The sequence below is a fragment of the Enterococcus aquimarinus genome, assembly GCF_001885765.1.
In the GTDB taxonomy this organism is placed as follows: Bacteria; Bacillota; Bacilli; order Lactobacillales; family Enterococcaceae; genus Enterococcus_I; species Enterococcus_I aquimarinus.
Genome location: NZ_JXKD01000004.1, coordinates 25624 through 38599, shown reverse-complemented (window position 1 = coordinate 38599; position 12976 = coordinate 25624). Strand labels below are relative to the sequence as shown.

The 12976-nt window shown below is 38.9% G+C and carries 12 protein-coding genes, 1 pseudogene and 1 other annotated feature; of the genes and pseudogenes, 3 read left to right on the top strand and 10 right to left on the bottom strand.

Features of this window, described 5'->3' with window-relative positions; genetic code table 11:
* Positions 1-14 precede the first annotated feature (14 nt).
* Positions 15-248 (bottom strand) — a binding site (T-box leader).
* Between the two features lie 77 nt (positions 249-325).
* The 6 genes from RU93_RS04175 to RU93_RS04160 form a co-directional block, all read right to left on the bottom strand.
* Complete coding sequence (locus tag RU93_RS04175; protein WP_071874355.1) at positions 326-1315, bottom strand: LLM class flavin-dependent oxidoreductase; 990 nt, start codon at positions 1313-1315, stop codon at positions 326-328.
* A 26-nt stretch (positions 1316-1341) separates the two neighbouring features.
* The gene (locus tag RU93_RS12060; RefSeq protein ID WP_169818087.1) at positions 1342-1503 is read right to left on the bottom strand and encodes a hypothetical protein; all 162 of its coding nucleotides are present in this window, start codon (positions 1501-1503) and stop codon (positions 1342-1344) included.
* Between the two features lie 80 nt (positions 1504-1583).
* On the bottom strand, positions 1584-1757 hold the full coding sequence (locus RU93_RS12155; RefSeq protein WP_211272553.1) for a hypothetical protein: 174 nt from the start codon (positions 1755-1757) through the stop codon (positions 1584-1586).
* Between the two features lie 1051 nt (positions 1758-2808).
* Positions 2809-3780, bottom strand: coding sequence for a diaminopimelate dehydrogenase (locus tag RU93_RS04170; protein ID WP_071874354.1), 972 nt, complete (start codon positions 3778-3780; stop codon positions 2809-2811).
* Between the two features lie 203 nt (positions 3781-3983).
* Complete coding sequence (locus tag RU93_RS04165; RefSeq protein ID WP_071874353.1) at positions 3984-4454, bottom strand: YehS family protein; 471 nt, start codon at positions 4452-4454, stop codon at positions 3984-3986.
* A 77-nt stretch (positions 4455-4531) separates the two neighbouring features.
* The gene (locus tag RU93_RS04160; RefSeq protein ID WP_071874352.1) at positions 4532-5371 is read right to left on the bottom strand and encodes an alpha/beta hydrolase; all 840 of its coding nucleotides are present in this window, start codon (positions 5369-5371) and stop codon (positions 4532-4534) included.
* Positions 5372-5567: 196 nt separating this feature from the next.
* Here RU93_RS04160 and RU93_RS04155 point away from each other — a divergent pair, with 196 nt between their 5' ends.
* Both RU93_RS04155 and RU93_RS04150 read left to right on the top strand, forming a co-directional pair.
* Positions 5568-7220 carry a phosphoenolpyruvate carboxykinase (ATP) gene (locus tag RU93_RS04155; protein WP_071874351.1) on the top strand — a complete coding sequence of 551 codons (1653 nt, stop codon included), beginning with the start codon at positions 5568-5570 and terminating at the stop codon, positions 7218-7220.
* A gap of 139 nt (positions 7221-7359) precedes the next feature.
* Positions 7360-8067, top strand: coding sequence for a pseudouridine synthase (locus RU93_RS04150; protein WP_071874350.1), 708 nt, complete (start codon positions 7360-7362; stop codon positions 8065-8067).
* 125 nt (positions 8068-8192) lie between these two features.
* Here the strand turns inward: RU93_RS04150 and RU93_RS04145 are convergent.
* A pseudogene (locus RU93_RS04145) lies at positions 8193-8972 on the bottom strand (family 1 glycosylhydrolase); the annotation flags it as partial.
* Between the two features lie 378 nt (positions 8973-9350).
* Positions 9351-10094: a tRNA pseudouridine(38-40) synthase TruA gene (gene truA, locus RU93_RS04140; RefSeq protein WP_071874349.1), complete on the bottom strand. Its 744-nt coding sequence runs from the start codon at positions 10092-10094 to the stop codon at positions 9351-9353.
* 251 nt (positions 10095-10345) lie between these two features.
* Here truA and RU93_RS12055 point away from each other — a divergent pair, with 251 nt between their 5' ends.
* Complete coding sequence (locus RU93_RS12055) at positions 10346-10492, top strand: hypothetical protein (protein WP_169818086.1); 147 nt, start codon at positions 10346-10348, stop codon at positions 10490-10492.
* 486 nt (positions 10493-10978) lie between these two features.
* Here RU93_RS12055 and RU93_RS04135 read toward each other — a convergent pair whose 3' ends face one another.
* Both RU93_RS04135 and RU93_RS04130 read right to left on the bottom strand, forming a co-directional pair.
* Positions 10979-11749, bottom strand: coding sequence for an ABC transporter permease (locus tag RU93_RS04135; protein ID WP_071874348.1), 771 nt, complete (start codon positions 11747-11749; stop codon positions 10979-10981).
* Complete coding sequence (locus RU93_RS04130; RefSeq protein WP_071874347.1) at positions 11742-12677, bottom strand: ABC transporter ATP-binding protein; 936 nt, start codon at positions 12675-12677, stop codon at positions 11742-11744. Before RU93_RS04130 ends, RU93_RS04135 begins: the two co-directional genes overlap by 8 nt.
* Positions 12678-12976 lie beyond the last annotated feature (299 nt).

The window sequence follows — 12976 nt, the reverse complement described above, 5'->3', positions numbered from 1 at the left end:
TAAATATCCGCATGGTTGAGGGCGATGAATTCACGGTGCCACCTCAATGAATGAAAGTTTCTCTCTCATTTTCTCTCTCAAGTATCACATAATACTCTTCCTCGTTAACGGGAGTTCCCGGAAAAAACCTACTATTTTCAGTCTTTCAGCACAAAAGTCCATTTCGCTCTATTGACTTACCGATTCTCACCACCATCAGCTCTCTGCAAAGTCTATCTAAAGTTACTTCTCTTTTGTATCGCTTTTTATTTGATTTGAAATCATATTACATGAGAATAAAATGAAAGTCAACGATAAAGATTCATTTAATTTTAATGTAAGGGACTTATGAAAGCAAACCAAATTCTTTTGCCAAGGACTGATACGTCTTTAAGCGAGACGTTCTCGAATAATGAATCGCTACAATCATCGCTTCTTGAATACCATATTTTTGTTCATTTTGTCTTAAGGTTTCAGCCACTTCTTTCGTTGTACCGACTATCATCCGACGACGATTGGCTTCTATACGCATTTTATCCATCTCACTGTAAGGTCGACTTAAAGCTTCTTCCGGAGAGACTAGCGGACCTGAAATTCCTTTTTCGATATTCAAAAACATTAAATCCAAACTAGCCGCTTCAAATTCAGCCTCTTCTTTCGAATCTGCCGTAATCGTCGCATAGCCCACATTCATTTGGGGTTTTTCCATAAAATAGGAAGGTGTGAAATGGTGACGATACTGTTCAAAAATGGTCGTCTCCAATTGTCCACCGATAAAGTGCGCATAAGAATACCCCATTCCTAATTCTGCAGCTTGGCGAGCACTATTCCCACTCGACCCAAGTAACCACGCTTCCGGTAAAGAGGATGCGATTGGGCCGGCAAACGCTTGAGTATTCGGATGCTTTTGATTCATGTATTGCAATGTTTCTTCGATTTTTTCATAGATATTGTCTAGTTCGGGTCTTTTCCCTTGAGACAACGCCAACATGGCACCGTAATCGCCCCCAGGAGCTCGACCAATTCCCAGATCAATCCGATGCGGATGCAACGTCGCTAACGTATTAAAAACTTCCGCAACTTTATATGGCGCATAATGCATTAACATGACGCCACCTGTCCCGACACGAATATTTTTGGTAACAGAAGCAATATGCGCGACGACGATTTCAGGGGCAGTACTTGCCAGGCCACGACTCGAATGATGTTCGGAATACCAAATCCGGTGATACTCTAATTCATCTACTGCTTTTGCCAAGGCCACTGTTTGAGCGAGTGCTTGCTCAGCAGTCTCACCTTTTGCAATAATCCCTTGGTCTAATACACTTAATTTCATCAAGTAAACATCCTTTCTATATTCTATTAGTAAAAATCTTTCTCTTTTTTATAGTAATATGCCAAACTAACTAAATAAAATACTCCTAAAATAATAGACAACCACTTTTTTTCAGTACTATAAGGTAAAAGATAGAGTACTATAAACAAAGGAATTACTATGGCGGTTACTTTCCCAGACTTTTTCATTTTTATCCACCCCAATATGTTTCATTGATAGTATTAATAAGTTTGGTTCTCTTACTATCAGAATAATAATTTACTTTTGTTCATTGTCCATTTATAGCTTCATATCCAACAAGTGTTTTAGCTACTATGTTTCTAAGTTTCGAAACTGACCAGATATGAGCTTTTTGATCTTTAAGTAATTGACCTACATCATATAGTGCTAAGTCAATTTTTACAAGACTCCCCAGAATTAGAGCAATCATACTTACTACCATAAATTCTATAATTCTAGTTATCTTTGTGCCAAGACAGGCCTTATCTCTAGCACAAGAACTGTAAGTAAAATTAGCGTATCCTAATTTTTGGTAGTTTTCTATGGTACTAGGAATCTCACAATAAAATCTGCTGAAGAGCTCTCCTAGTAAGTGAGATATCTCTTATAAGGCTATTTGATTAGATAAAATTTCTTCATATAGATTATTTACATTTTCAGATATGTCATTTGCATATAATACAGATACCTGTCTGGTTGGTAAAATTAATGATGATAACATGATCACGAACAACCTTATTGTTGTAATAATTTTATTCGTGATTACATTTGAATTCCTTCTTTCTACCACTTTATTTTTTTAGCGTATTAATCTTAACACAAAGAGATTGTTTATGATCAATTTCACCCTGAACGGTTGAAATTGATGCCTGAATGGTCAAATATACTTTTATAGCTTCAGAAAACACCAGACAAATGTGCAGTTTAGCAATCTGATTGTATCCTTCAAAAGTCCTCTAAGGTAACACAGTACACGACCATTTTTTACTAACCGAATGAAAATTGGCTGTATAACTTTTAGTGTTGATGACTAAAATTCGTATTATTCCTCAACATTTTTTTCGGATAGATTATTTTTTTTGATGATAGACTCATCGCTTAAACATTATCTTTTATCATTTCTTTCATTGTTTGACGAAATAGCCATCAAAAAGAGTTGAAATACTAGCGGACCTGAGAAAAACATCCTGTGTCAGCTGCGTCAAAAGACGAAATGTGAATTACTCTAGGTTTGTGCTTTAGCACTTACCTAGAGTTTGAAGCTTTCGAGCTGAGAGACTACAGGCTCGATGCGGTCTCGCAGCCCCCACACAAGGCGATTTTTCATAGGGTAGCGCGAAATGTCATCCACATTATTTGGTGAAGAGCCTGAAAATTTCAAAAAAAACCAATCAATCTTTCTAACGCTTGAAATTTTAACCTTTCTTTAAATACAAAAAACGACAATCCCCTTTTAATTAAATTTGGAGGATTGCCATTTTTATAGGTGATTTTTACAATAACTCTTTACGAAGTGTTTCCACATCGATTGGTGATAAATATTTTGGTGCAATGTCTAAGACGGTAAAGGCACCAAATTGTTTTTCGTTTGCTAAGCGAACAGCCGCTCTGGCATACGCTACTAAGACACTCGCAGTAAACTCAGGATTACTTTCCAAATCTAAACGATATTCAATGACTTGTTTCGTATTCTCATGCGTAGTTCCAGTATGTAACACGGTCCCACCATGAGGAGCTGCTTTATGATCACGATTCAGTTCTTCTTGAGAAATAAAATGAACCGTTGTGTCGTAATCCGAAAAGTAGTTGGGCATCGTCACGATTTCTTCCGTAATTTTTTCCTCATCGGCGCCTTCTTCTAAGACCACAAAACACTCACGTAAATGTTTATCACGCGTGGTTAAGGTTAGTTTTTCGCCGGCTTTTAATCGTTCAATGATTTCCGTATTCGGAATGGTATATTGCGTCGCATCTGCAATTCCCTCAATTCTTCTTAACGCATCTGAGTGGCCCTGGCTCACGCCTTTCCCCCAAAACGTATACGTTTCGCCTTGTGGTAAAATCGCTTGCGCATATAAACGGTTTAAACTAAATAAACCTGGATCCCAACCAGTGGAAATCACTGATACTGTGTGATTTTCTTTTGCCACTTGATCGACTGCCGCAAAATGTTCTGGTATTTTCGCGTGTGTATCAAAACTATCGACCGTATTAAAGTGTTGCGTGATTTCTGGTGTCTGAACGGGTAAATCTGTTGCGGAACCACCGCATAAGATACAGACATCAATCTCATTTTTTTTCGCTACTAAGTCCTGCATATGATAAGCTGTTGCACCGTCTGTTTCAACGGTTTCCGGTGCTCTTCTTGTAAACACACCGACTAACTCCATATCTGGGTTTTGTTTCAGCGAACGCTCAACGCCACGTCCTAAATTTCCGTAACCGACAATTGCAACTTTTATCATGGTATCACTCCTTTTTATTGATAGTAAAAGTATACTACAGGAGAGAGGAAAAAATAAATGTAAAGTAGGAATATCTGCATTTTTTTCAGTAAATAAAATAAATTTTTCCAACAAAACGCAAAGAGCGCTAAAAAAGTAGAAACTCTACCTTTCTAGCACTCTTTCCTTGCTTCTTGAAATCCTAAAGAATGAAGATATTACGATTAGTCGCGATAACGCAGCATTAAGCCCTTTAAGAAATTACGTGCATAGCGATCTCCACACGGTTTGTAGTTGCGATGTCCCTCTTTGCGTAAAATAGCACTCAACTCACCTTTAGAGACTCGAACTCCTGCTTCATCTAGCAGATTCAACATATCATCACTTGTCAAAGAGAGTGCGATTTTCAATTTTTTCAGCAATAAATTGTTGGCATTTCCTTTGTGCAGTTCAAAAATCGGCTCTTCGTTGCCTTCGCGAGGACCACGTTGCGAAATAATCATCCCGTTTAAGAAGCGTTCAAAATTCTCATCGGTTAATTCTATCTCGTAATTTTCTTCATCTTTCTTCTTCAACATCTCGCGTACTTCTTCTTTTGTGACAGTCACGCCACCAAATTCGAAAATTTTAATCATATCAATATCTCGAATATCCAGTGCGTAGCGCAAACGCGTTAAGCGGTCATTATGGTTCATCATTAACACCTTCCATTTCTCATTCACCGTATTATACCAAACTTTTTAGCTAATGACATGAATGGAAGCAACTATTCTTATGATTCTCCCGTCACATTCCCACTGTTGAGACTTGCTTTTTTTTCATCCAGTGGTAACCAGTCTAAAAAGCGTTTTAAATACGTATCCCAAAAATCCCAGTCATGGCCACCCTTATCTTCAATATAGGTCAGAGGGACTACACGACTCGTTAAAAATTCATGGAAATTTCGAACAGAATCTAGTAAAAAGTCTTCTGTTCCAATTGGCAAATAAATTTGAGGGATTGCTTGTTTTTGACGGATTAATTCATCGACTAAAAATTCGTAATCTTTGTCACTATTTTTAATGGATTTGATGCCACCAAAAACATGATCATAAAAACCGGGATTAAACAAGCCACTTCCGGCAGTCGCTGGTTCTTCGGATAGTAGTTGATCTAAAAAGACCGCTGGCGAAAAAGCACCGATATGACTAAATGTTTCGTGATATTTCAAGCCATTCACCAATGCACCATAGCCCCCCATTGAAAGCCCTGCGATGAACGTGTCTTCTTTTTTGTGAGAAAGTGGAAACAGGTTACGGGTGAATTCGACCAGTTCTTCTGCAATAAAGCGACCATAGAACTCGCCATTTTGGGGTTTATCGACATAAAATTGATTTTCGCCTGATGGCATAATGACAGCTAAATTATTGTCTTCGGCCCATCGTTGAATCCGCGTTCCTGAAATATAATCGGTATGATTTCCCAAGGCGCCATGGAGTAAATACAAGGTTTTTAAGCGACCTTGAGTAGTCCCATCTGCTTTTGAAGAGACATTTTCGACAGGAATAATGGCTGTGAAAGTAACCGTTCTAACTAATGTTTTCGAAACAAAATTCACTTCAACTAATGACATATTCTTTCCTACTTTCTTTTTATGAGTAGTCCTCGCCAGCATTTCATGGAACGAAAGACTCACTACGCGTTATGCGAAGTTGTTGATATTCTTATTATACACGATAATCGAAAGGGTTCTCAAACGTGATTTCCATTGATTTATGCTAAAATAAAGAAAATAATGTGGTTTTTTTTAAGAAAGCGAGGTGCGAAAAATGAGTACCATCAAGCAATTTAAGCGAACAGCGATCAAAAAGAATCATCCCCTCTTATCCAGTATCAAGTCAATCATCGAAACTGCTTTTTATGGCAATAATGTGGTGCCAATTTCGTTAGTAAGTGACGCCTATCACTTAGCGCGAAAAAGTCCAAGTGTGATCGTGACGGATTTACCTGTTGAAGGAGCACTGGCCTTAGACTTGCCCGAAGATGCGAAGATTCTGGTCCATAATGATGGCGCGATCGTTGGGCGGACAGCTGCAGCCAGACGAGTGATTGGGCAACCGGGAGTCGATGAAAAAAAGTATAGCGCTCTTTTACGCGAAGCCATTTTTGAAGGGGCGAATAAATACTATTACCGCGGGGATGTCGTCGTCGGTTTGAATGAAAATTTTATGGTGGCGGCACATCTTTTAGTTCCTATCGGTTATGAAGCAAATTTTTATGCTTATTTGTTGAATTTTCAACCGTTCAATGCACGATACCAACAACGTTATCAACAGTCCCAACCATACAACGAGAATGATTTGTATCTTTATTGCGATCCAGATTGGCGCCATCCTGATTATCCACTCGGTCTGACGTTATTTGATCCCAAGCGAAATGTCGCTGCAATTTTAGGATTACGTTATTTCGGAGAACTCAAAAAAGCGACCTTGACATTAGCTTGGGCCACGGCTCATCGCAATGGCTATCTTGCATGCCACGGTGGTGTAAAACAATTTCAACTCGCAAATAAAACCTATACAATGGCTACTTACGGACTTTCTGGTTCAGGAAAATCAACGATTACGTTAGCTTCTCATGGGCAAAAGTATCACGTTACAGTACTCCATGACGATGCATTCATCATTGATCAAGAAACCGGTGCAACCACGGCATTGGAACCTACCTATTTTGATAAAACGCAAGACTACCCGATGGATAGCGAACAGGTAAAATACTTGCTGACTTGTCAAAACGTTGGTGTCACGTTAGATGAACATCATCAAAAAGTACTCGTTACCGAGGATATTCGGAACAATAATGGCCGCGCGATGAAATCACGCTTCGCGACACCCAATCGGGTCGATCATTTGACACAATCGCTCGACGCCGTTTATTGGATTATGAAAGATGAGAGCCTCCCACCTGTTATTCGTATTGACGATCCCATGTTAGCTGCGGTTTTTGGTGCGACTTTAGCAACGCAACGCTCAAGTGCTGAAAATGTCGCCGACCATGTTGATTTACAAGCACTAGTCATTGAACCCTTTGCCAATCCTTTCCGCTGTTATCCGTTAGCAGAAGATTATCTTCATTTTAAACAGCTCTTTACTAAGCAAAAAACAACTTGCTATATCCTAAACACCGGTTCCTTCAACGGTTATAATATCCCTCCAAATGTAACGCTCGAAATGATTGAAAAAATCATCGATGAAACAGCCGGCTTCACCCCTTTTGGACCAGTGAAGGGCCTAAGTTATTCGCCAGTACCTTGGTATCAACCTGATTTTGATTCACCTGTCTATCGCCAACAGTTTATCACCGCGATGAAACGGCGCCTCGCTTTCATCCAAGAAATGAATACCAAAAATAATGGCTATGACGCTTTACCAGAAGAAACCATGGTAAGAATTCAACAGATTCTTTTAGAACTAACAACCTAAAATAAAACAAAGATGAAAATACTCAATAAAAAAATAAGCAAAGTCTTCATTCCTTTTTTCCCTATTTTTACTCTTGATTTCCCTTTGAGATTCAGTATAGTTAGGAGGACAACTAATTCTGAAATAAAGGAAGTGACGTATGCGAATTAATAAATATATTAGTGAAGCAGGTAAAGCATCACGGCGCGGGGCGGATAAATTAATTAACGAAGGCCGCGTATTGATTAATGGAAAGAAAGCAACGATTGGAAGCCAAGTCGAGCCTGGAGACCAGGTACTCGTCGATGGAGCCGAGCTATACGTTGCGCGAAATAATGTCTACATCGCACTTAACAAACCGGTTGGGATTACAAGTACGACTGAAAAAAACGTACGTGGGAATATTGCAGACTTAGTCAATCATACACCGCGTGTTTATAATATTGGACGTTTAGACAAGGACTCTGAAGGGTTAATTTTACTCACAAACGATGGCGATATTGTCAATGAGATTCTACGTCCTGAAGGTCGACATGAAAAAGAGTATGTCGTTTCCGTTGATCGTCCGATTACCCCTGACTTTCTAAAAGCGATGGCCAGTGGTGTGAAGATTTTAGGGACAACGACCTTACCATGTGAAGTCGAACAATTATCAAAATACGACTTTAAAATCATCCTCACTCAAGGCTTAAACCGTCAAATTCGCCGAATGTGTGAAGAACTGGGCTATAACGTCTACCGTCTACAACGGTTGCGCATTATGAACATCCAATTAGGGAACTTACCCGTTGGACAATGGCGTTATTTATCAAAGAAAGAAAAAGAAGCACTGTTTAGAGAATTAAACTACGAACCTAGAGAGTGGTAAACCAAAAAAAAACATTCAGAAGAACACGTGAATCCGTGTTTCTCCTGAATGTTTTTTTTTGTTTTATAACTCTTCACCGTTGCTTGCGATAACTTTTTTGTACCAATCAAATGATTTTTTCTTCGTTTGCGATCTGCTTTCTTCGCAGCCCATACATCTTCTGGTTTACAGCTGCAAGCATAATTAGTTCCAGCAGCTAACATACAACCCACTTGATTTTCTGGGTCTACTTCATGCGCGATTTTCGTCGCAATCGCACTTGCTAATAATTCGTGGTCGGCAGCTTGATATTTTACTTGTTCTTTATTATCATCCTCTTCAAAGTACAACCCTGCACCCATGAATGGTGCATGTAAAATCATGTTGATTTCATTAAATGTTAACCAATATTTGACTAGTCCTTTATAACGATTAAAGATCACACGACTAAGGTTTTCATAAAAGCCAACTAGCTTACGGTTACGCCATGCGCCATATTGCTCCACCAAGTGCATTGGACAATCAAAGTGTATAATCGTTACGAGTGGTTCAATCCCATATTTACGACATTCAAGAAAAATATTCTCGTAAAATGCTAACCCTTCTTCATTCGGTTCTTGTTCATACCCTTTAGGAAAAATACGACTCCAAGCAATTGAAAGACGGTACGTTTTAAAGCCCATCTCACCGGACAACGCAATATTCTCTTTGTAACGATGATACATATGGATTCCTTCCTTTGCAGGATAATAATGTTCTTCGTCAAACGTAAACATTTTCTTTTCTCCTGTAATGACACGGAAGCGATCCTTTCCAGTTGGCGCTAAATCGACGTTCGCTAATCCGCGGCCATCTTGATCATCCCCACCTTCACATTGATTGGCAGCTGTTGCGCCACCCCATAAAAAATCTTTTCTAAATCCCATTTATTATTCTCCTCTCAAACGACTGTTTAATCATTTAACTTGACGAATTGCCAAGCAACTTCTCATTCTCTCTTTTAAAAAATCCGATCGATCATTTCAACTTTCGAGTTGTATCGTTTACGATGCATTCCTCCTCCTTCCTTATCGTGGATAAAGAAAAAACCTAAATTGACGAAAGCTCCACTAAAACCTGAAGCAACGTCGCCTCCTGTTTTAACTGACCTTTTATCAATTTAGGTTTTGCCTGCCGAACAGTCACAATCCTTTTAAACTTGAATTTAATATTACATAAGAACGAATTGATGTAAACGTTAACTTTTGAGGTAAAAAAAACCGACTCTCTATCAAAGAAAATCGGCTATCCTCTCATTTGATGGATTAGTTATAATACACTTCATCTAAAAATAGTCCTTGCGCGGGTACCGTCATGCCGGCATCTGCTCTGACTTTTTTAGCGAATACTTCATCAATCGCGCTTAATGGTAATTTACCTGCTCCGATTTCTAAAATGGTGCCCATCATAATGCGAACCATGTTGTACAAGAAACCTTCGCCCACAAACGTAAAGTGTAATAAATCGCCTTCGCGGTCAATCGAAATTTCGTCAATTGTGCGGACAGTTGATTTTTTTGATTTTTTCAGGGATGAAAAACCAATGAAATCATGCGTCCCAATTAGTTTTTGGCAGGCTTGTTGCATTTTTTCCATATCCAAATCTTCTGGATAATAAAAACTATGGAATCCTTCAAAAGCGGATGGAATCATGTTATCCCAAACGTAGTAACTATATTTTTTCGCTTTTGCATTGTAACGTGCGTGGAAACGATCGGGTACTTCTTCGACTTTTTTTGCGATAATATCCCGCGGTAAATAACGATTTAGCAGCTCAGTCATCTTCGCTAATGACATCTCGTTTTCTGTTTTAAAGTTGGCCACTTGTCCTCGCGCGTGGGCGCCTGCATCTGTACGACCCGAACCAATGATTTCAATCTCATCTTCTTCTAAGATCTGTTTTAGGACTCCTTCGATTTTCCCTTGGATCGTTTTGTCAGAATCCCCAAGTCTTTGCCAACCCAAGTAACGGCGACCATCGTATTCAATCGTTAATTTAATATTTCTCATTCTGTGATATCTCCTCTTATTTTCAACATGTCGTGCTAAACTGTACAACAAAAAAAATCTTATATTCTCGCTACTCGAACCTTCTTGCTTACTAATTAATTGTAACAAGAATCATTTAAATTAACAATTACGACTCCCGCTATTTGTCATGAAATCTTCATCCGATACATTTATTTGATGCATAATAAAGAAATAAGAACGTGGATTATCACTCATTCGCACTCATCACGATTAAAGGAGGACACGCATTCATGATTGAAAATAATCGTGCCATTCGAATCAGCTTTCATTTCATTGAATACATCGTTACTGTTTTTTTAGCACTCGTCGTTTATCAAGCTTTATTCAAAACCATTTTAACGAAGCAAATTCACTTTTTCTTTTATATCCTCTATTAGGCGTTTAGTGCGTATGTTGTTTTATTTTTTGGTTGTATAACTTTCTAGTGTTGATAACTGATGTCCGTATCTTTCTCCAACACTTTATTTAGGATAGTTTATTATTAGCGATGACGGGATTATCATTAAACTATTTTCTTTTATCATTTCTTTCAAATATTGACAAAATAAGCACCAAAAAGATATTAGACACTAGCGGATCGCAGAAAAACGATTTGTGTCAGCTGCGTCAAAAGACGAAATGTGAATTACTCTAGGTTTGTGCTTGAGCACTTACCTAGAGTTTGAAGCTTTCGAGCTGAGAGACTACAGGCTCGATGCGGTCTCGCAGCTCCTCACACAAGGCGATTTTTCGTAGGGGAGCGCGAGATTCCATCAACACCATTTAGTGAAGAGCCTATTTTTTTAACAATCTTTTCTACGTTAATACTAGAAGAAGTTTCGTTTAATAGGTAATAGGACAAAAAAGAGTTCTTCGTTACAAGGTTAACTTCTTAATCCACGACCACGTTCGATTAATTGCCAACAAATCGTATAAAGAACGACAATAAAACCAATCAAGATCGTCATGGAACTAATAATTGAAACATCCGTTATTCCTAAAAAGCCATACCGAAAACCTGAAATCATGTAAACGATTGGATTGATTTTGGAAACAGCTTGCCAAAAAGGCGGTAACATCGAGATTGCATAAAAGACGCCACCTAAATAAGTTAATGGTTGCAAGACAAAAGTCGGAACGATTGAGACATCATCATAACTTTGAGCAAAGACGCCATTTAATAACCCAGCGAGTGAAAATAATATGCCTGTCATCAGTAATGTCGCAACAACAATGCCCCACGAATAGACATTCAGCGGCACGAAAAACAATGAGATGACCGTAACTAACGTACCTACTAAGATACTCCGGCCTAAACCGCCAATCACAAAGCCCCAGATGATCACATGCGTTGGGACAGGAGCAATCAATAATTCTTCAATATTTTTTTGGAACTTTTGTGAGAAGAAAGAGGATGCGACATTCGAATACGAACTTGTAATGACAGACATCATAATCAAGCCTGGCACGATAAATTCCATATACGAAAAGCCGTCCATTTCACCAATTCGACCCCCAATTAAATTGCCAAAGATCACGAAATACATGGACGTTGTGATGACTGGTGGTACTAACGTTTGGACCCAAATCCGTAAATAACGATTGGTTTCCTTAATTGCTAAACTTTTTAATGCAGTAAAATAAAGATTAAACATGACTAGCCCCCACTTGCTCTTTCTCTTCTGTAATTTTCAAAAATAACTCTTCTAAACGATTTGATTTATTACGCATGGACAATACTTTTATGCCCTGGGCAATCAATTGGTCAAAAATCGCATTGATCCCTTGATCGCGTTCGACCTCTACTACCAACGTCAACTCATCTTCTAAATAAGAAGGATAACCGGTAATGACCGGTGCCACTTGGGAGGGTGCTAAATCAAAAATGAACGTTTCGTATTGTAATTTTGCGAGTAATTTCTTCATACTTGTATTCTCAATCATTCGTCCTGATTGAATAATCCCGATATTACGGCATAACATTTCGGCTTCTTCTAAATAATGAGTTGTTAAGATAATCGTCGTGCCGTGTTCATTTAATTCTCGTAAGAATTCCCACATGTCACGGCGTAATTCGATGTCGACTCCGGCAGTCGGTTCATCTAAAATTAATAGCTTCGGTTCATGCATCAACGCACGTGCAATCATCAGACGACGCTTCATCCCACCTGATAACATCCGTGCGCGGACATGGCGTTTTTCCCACAGATTCGATTGTTTCAAATATTTCTCACTCCGCTTGAGTGCTTCTTTCCGTGGGACACCGTAATAGCCTGCTTGGTTCACCACAATTTGTTCGACCGTTTCAAAAGGGTTAAAGTTAAACTCTTGTGGAACTAGCCCAATTTGTTGTTTGGCTTGAACCAATTGCGTATCAATATCATAACCAAAAACTTTCACTTGACCTGCTGTTTTGTTCACGAGCGAGGTCACAATGCCAATGGTGGTAGACTTTCCTGCGCCGTTTGGGCCTAAAAGGGCATAGAAGTCCCCTTCTTCGACTGTTAAATCAATCCCTTTTAAGGCTTCCATTCCCGTCGCGTAAACTTTTTTTAAATCGGTTATTTCGAGTGCATGGGTCATTTCATTCGTATCTCCTTTTTCAATAGCATTCCTGTCATTTCTCCTTTTCAATCATAAAGGATAGCGCCTTTTGATACAAGCATCGCGCCTGATAATCATCGTTATCTCTTCAAAATCTTTGCTGCCCCTCACCCTCTTACAATCATCAAAAAAATGAAACAAGCAGTGACAAAAGTCGTAGCCTGTTTCATTTATACAAATATTTCGTGGGTATTTAGACAACATTCGATGATTCTTTCGAAACACTTCGCTACAAGCTCGCAATTAAAAGAATCAAGTGTGAGCCTGTAGCGCCGCTA

Coding starts and splice junctions, on each gene's coding strand:
- RU93_RS04175 (WP_071874355.1), bottom strand. CDS start 1,315: ATGAAATTAAGTGTATTAGACCAAGGGATTATTGCAAAAGGTGAGACT.
- RU93_RS12060 (WP_169818087.1), bottom strand. CDS start 1,503: ATGAAAAAGTCTGGGAAAGTAACCGCCATAGTAATTCCTTTGTTTATA.
- RU93_RS12155 (WP_211272553.1), bottom strand. CDS start 1,757: ATGGTAGTAAGTATGATTGCTCTAATTCTGGGGAGTCTTGTAAAAATT.
- RU93_RS04170 (WP_071874354.1), bottom strand. CDS start 3,780: ATGATAAAAGTTGCAATTGTCGGTTACGGAAATTTAGGACGTGGCGTT.
- RU93_RS04165 (WP_071874353.1), bottom strand. CDS start 4,454: ATGAACCATAATGACCGCTTAACGCGTTTGCGCTACGCACTGGATATT.
- RU93_RS04160 (WP_071874352.1), bottom strand. CDS start 5,371: ATGTCATTAGTTGAAGTGAATTTTGTTTCGAAAACATTAGTTAGAACG.
- RU93_RS04155 (WP_071874351.1), top strand. CDS start 5,568: ATGAGTACCATCAAGCAATTTAAGCGAACAGCGATCAAAAAGAATCAT.
- RU93_RS04150 (WP_071874350.1), top strand. CDS start 7,360: ATGCGAATTAATAAATATATTAGTGAAGCAGGTAAAGCATCACGGCGC.
- truA (WP_071874349.1), bottom strand. CDS start 10,094: ATGAGAAATATTAAATTAACGATTGAATACGATGGTCGCCGTTACTTG.
- RU93_RS12055 (WP_169818086.1), top strand. CDS start 10,346: ATGATTGAAAATAATCGTGCCATTCGAATCAGCTTTCATTTCATTGAA.
- RU93_RS04135 (WP_071874348.1), bottom strand. CDS start 11,749: ATGTTTAATCTTTATTTTACTGCATTAAAAAGTTTAGCAATTAAGGAA.
- RU93_RS04130 (WP_071874347.1), bottom strand. CDS start 12,677: ATGACCCATGCACTCGAAATAACCGATTTAAAAAAAGTTTACGCGACG.